We start from the raw sequence: 4,296 nt of genomic DNA, 5'->3' as shown, positions 1-4,296 counted from the left end.
CCATGTATGCCAATACGTCTTTTTCGATGTCGATGCCCGGTGCCACTTCGATCAGTTCCAAGCCTTCCGGAGTCAGCTTGAATACGGCGCGTTCCGTGACGTACAGTACGGGCTGTCCTACGGCATTTGCATAGGCGCCGCTGAACGTTACCTGTTCTACCTGATTCAGGAACTTCTTATTCCGGCCTTCGCTCGTGATGACCAGTTTGCCGTCTTTGACTTCTTCCTTCAGGCCGCCGGCTGTGAAGGTGCCGCAGAAGATTACCTTCTTGGAGTTCTGCGTGATGTTGATGAAGCCGCCGCAGCCTGCTACACGGCCGTTGAACTTACTTACGTTGATGTTGCCGTTGACGTCCGATTCAGCCAAGCCGAGGATTGCCAGGTCTACGCCGCCGCCGTCATAGAAGTCAAACTGGTACGGCTGGTCGAGGATAACCGAGGCGTTCGTGGCTGCGCCGAAGCTCAGGCCGCCGGCCGGTACGCCGCCGATGGTGCCTGCTTCTGTCGTCAGTACCATGCTGTCGATGCCTTCTTCAGCGGCAACGATGGAAACGCCTTCAGGCATGCCGATACCGAGGTTTACGACTGCGTCGGGAATCAGTTCCATAGCGCAGCGGCGGGCAATGATCTTGCGGTTGTTCAGTTTCAGCGGAGCTACCGAATCCAGAGGAACTTTTACATCGCCGTTGAATGCCGGGTTGTACGCATAATCCCAAGTCATCATATGGTCAGCTTCGTCAGCTTTTACGACATAGTCGACGATTACGCCGGGGATCTTAACGTCTCTCGGGTCCAGCGTATTCTTGGCTGCTACATCTTTTACCTGAACGATAACGATGCCGCCGCAGGCTTTAGCCGCTTCAGCGATAGCCAAGGCTTCGCCCGTGCCGATTTCGCCGTCCATCGTAACGTTGCCGTCTTCGTCGGCTGTCGTGCCGCGGATGATAGCTACATCAATTTTGTGCGGATGATACCAGAGCCATTCTTCGCCGCCCAATTCAATAACTTCAACGATATCTTCCTTCGTTACATCGTTGATTTTGCCGCCTTCCAGACGAGGATCAACGAAGGTACGGAGGCCGACTTTGGTAATCGTGCCGGGACGGCGGCCCGCGATGTCGCGGAACCACTGGGACAACGTGCCCTGCGGCAGGTTGTAGGCTTCTACTTTATTGTTATTTACCAATTCGCCCAAACGCGGTGTCAGGTTGAAGTGACCGCCGATAATACGTTTCAGCATGCCTTCGTCGCCGAGGTGGTTCAGGCCGCGTTCGCCGCTGTCGCCCTGGCCTGCAGCATAAATAACTGTCATGTCTTTAGGCGTGTTGTTAGCTCTAAAGGAAGCTTCCATTTCTTTCAATACTGCTTCCGGAATCAAACCGCCGACGAAACCGCTCGTTGCGATCGTTGCGCCGTCTTTAATTTGCTGCACTGCTTCAGCAGCCGTTACAAATTTTGCCATGATGAGCATCTCCTTTTGTGTTACATCTCAAACCTTACAGATGTTTGTATATGTTGATGTATCTTAGTGAAGCCCTGTTACAGAATAGATAAAGATGATGACGAATACGGTGAAGGTCTTCAGTACCGTAATTACGAAGATATCTTTATACGATTCTTTATGCGTCAAGCCGCAAACTGCGAGCAGCGTGATGATAGCGCCGTTGTGGGGCAAGGTATCCAAACCGCCGGAAGCCATGGAAGCAACACGGTGGAGGATTTCCGGACCCATGCCGATGGACTGTGCCCAAGCGAGCCAATCCTGAGACATTAATTCCAAAGCGATAGCCATACCGCCGGAAGCAGAACCTGTAATACCAGCAAGTACCGTTACGCTGACAGCTTCGGATACGAGCGGCGTGCCGCCGATATGAATGCTCATGAGGAAGCCTGCTACTTCAGCAAAGCCCGGGAGCTGGGAGATAACGTTGCCGTAGCCAACTTCGGATGCCGTGTTCATGATAGCGAGCAGGGAACCGATAGCACCGGCATTGAGGATCTTGGACATGCTGTCTACAGTCTTAACTTCGCGCCAGCCAGCAATCAAAGCGACGATAATGCCGCATACGAGAGCGATGATCAAAGCCCAGATACTAACTACGTTCTGCACTTTAGCAGCTACGAGGGGAACGCCCTTCATGTGCTGGAACGGAACGAGGATATCAGGATTCCAAGCAACGAATTCCGTAACGACGAAGTTAACGACCAATACAGTCAGCAAGGGGAGACAAGCAACCTGCCAGGAGAACAATTTTGCGTTCGGGTCCAGTACAGGTTCGTTCAGCGTATGATTGCCATAGCCTTCGCCTTTAGCGATGCAGGATTTCAAACGATGGATAATAAAGAAACCGCCAACGCCATAAATGATGACGGCGCCGATGATACCAGCAAGCGGGCCGGCATAAAGGTTCGTGCCGAAATATGTCGTCGGGATAATGTTCTGAATCTGCGGAGTACCGGGCAAGCAGTCCATCGTAGCCGTAAATGCACCCAAAGCGATGCAGGCCGGAATCAGGTGTTTCGGATAGTCAGCTTCTTTAAAGAGGGCTGCTGCGAACGGATATACTGCGAATACAACGACGAACATGAGAACGCCGCCGTAGGTCAGGATCGAACCGGCCAATACGATAGAAATAACGGCTTTTGTAGGTTCTTTGCCCAAGCCATTGATGATAGCGCTGGCCAAACCACGGGCAAGACCCGTTTCTTCCATGACCTTACCAAAAATAGCACCTAACATGAATACCGGGAAGTACGATTTGATGTACGTTACGGCTTTACCCATGAATAATTCGGTGTATGAAGGCATGAGGTCTAAACCAGTCAGCGTAGCCGCCAGGATAGCCATGATCGGGGCCATCATGATAACGGAGAAGCCGCGGTATGCGAACGTTATCAGGCCGATCAAGCTGAGTAAGATGACGAGAATGTTAAAATCCATGTGTACTCTCAACTCCTTATAACTTTGTGACAATTAGAACTTAAAAGGACTAAAAAATAAAACAGCCATGGCTAATGCATTCTTAATATTCAGGATATTGAAATCTAAAAATGCATTCTACACATTCATCATAGCATTTCCATTTCAGCAAAGTAAAATGGTCTGTCTTCATTTAATATATGAAATAATTTCATTCTTCACTTGTAAAACGCTTTACGTCTCAAGAGCTATTTTATCCCATATTCTTTGACTTCCTTTGCATTCCTTGAATGAAAAAAAGTATAAAAAGTCTATTCCAGACACTATTGTTCCTTATTATGAAATACTGATAGACGCATGTATGCTGTACTTTAATTCAAGTCCTCGTAGCAGTTCTAAAAGAAAAAAACTTTTTTGTTTCTCTGCAATAAAAAACGAAGAAAGTATTATGCGTTTTTAATCTAGCTGAAAAAAGGAAGGGAATGATTCTTTTTGTTCAAAAATGAACATTCTTCCTCTATTATATCGCATATCCATATATTTAAATCAATATATACGGCACATATAGCACTATCCTCTTCTTCTCATTGCCATTTTTTATACAGTGTTTCACTGCTTCATTAGTAATTTTGTAAAAAAAAAAGACTCTTGCCAACCTGTCATGTGGGTTAGACAAGTTGGCAAGAGCTTGTAAGCACTTAAAAGGTTGGTTTCGTTTACTTAACCGGACATGTTGTCGGTGAATCATGTAAGCAGTGAATCATCGGCTTAGGCTTCTAAGTCCGGATACATCGGATACGAGCGAGCGTTTGACTTATTTTTTCATGACGCGGGCTTCGCCGTCCGTTACGACCTTGCCGTCCTGATTGGTTACGGTCGTCTTGAAGATAATGCGGTGTTTTGCATCGTCTTTTTCCTTGCATTCTACCGTCGCGGTCAGCGTATCACCGTAGAATACCGGTGCCAGGAAGCTGAGGGACTGATTCATGTAAATCGTGTTCACGCCCGGCAGCTCCGTGCCCAGTACGGCCGAAATCAGGCCTGCCGACAACATGCCATGGGCAATGCGCTGTTTGAACATGGAATCCTTAGCGAATTCTTTGTTGATGTGAACGGGGTTGAAGTCCGTCGTTACGCCGGCAAAGGCATATACGTCGAATTCGGAAATCGTCTTCGATACAGATGCTTTATCACCGATCTTAATATCTTCATATTTTACGTCTTTTGCCATTTCTGCATCTCCTCCTTGCTTACCTTACGGATATACTATTACAGTTCCAAACCCATGGGTTTGTCTTCAAAGATACGAGCGTCCATCAGCTTGACGTCTTTGACGATGGGCTTGAAGTCCATGTATGCCAATACGTCTTTTTCGA

The 4,296-nt window shown here is 48.0% G+C and carries 3 protein-coding genes; all 3 read right to left on the bottom strand.

Features of this window, described 5'->3' with window-relative positions:
• Window positions 1–1,462 (bottom strand): malonate decarboxylase subunit alpha (locus B5F80_RS11035; protein WP_087478872.1); only part of this gene is annotated, 1,462 nt, incomplete at its 3' end.
• A gap of 63 nt (window positions 1,463–1,525) precedes the next feature.
• A complete protein-coding gene (locus B5F80_RS11030) occupies window positions 1,526–2,941 on the bottom strand; it encodes a GntP family permease (RefSeq protein ID WP_087478871.1) in 1,416 nt (471 codons plus the stop codon).
• Window positions 2,942–3,734: 793 nt separating this feature from the next.
• Window positions 3,735–4,151 carry a MaoC family dehydratase gene (locus B5F80_RS11025; protein WP_087478870.1) on the bottom strand — a complete coding sequence of 139 codons (417 nt, stop codon included), beginning with the start codon at window positions 4,149–4,151 and terminating at the stop codon, window positions 3,735–3,737.
• Between the last annotated feature and the right edge of the window lie 145 nt (window positions 4,152–4,296).

It is taken from the genome of Megasphaera sp. An286 (genome assembly GCF_002163455.1).
Lineage (GTDB): Bacteria > Bacillota > Negativicutes > Veillonellales > Megasphaeraceae > Megasphaera > Megasphaera stantonii.
The sequence above is the reverse complement of the archived record's forward strand: the minus strand, read 5'-3'. Positions and strand labels throughout refer to the sequence as shown.

What these genes read in the sequence shown, in the direction of transcription:
- B5F80_RS11025 (WP_087478870.1), bottom strand. Translation starts at nt 4,151, where the DNA reads ATGGCAAAAGACGTAAAATATGAAGATATTAAGATCGGTGATAAAGCA.
- B5F80_RS11030 (WP_087478871.1), bottom strand. Translation starts at nt 2,941, where the DNA reads ATGGATTTTAACATTCTCGTCATCTTACTCAGCTTGATCGGCCTGATA.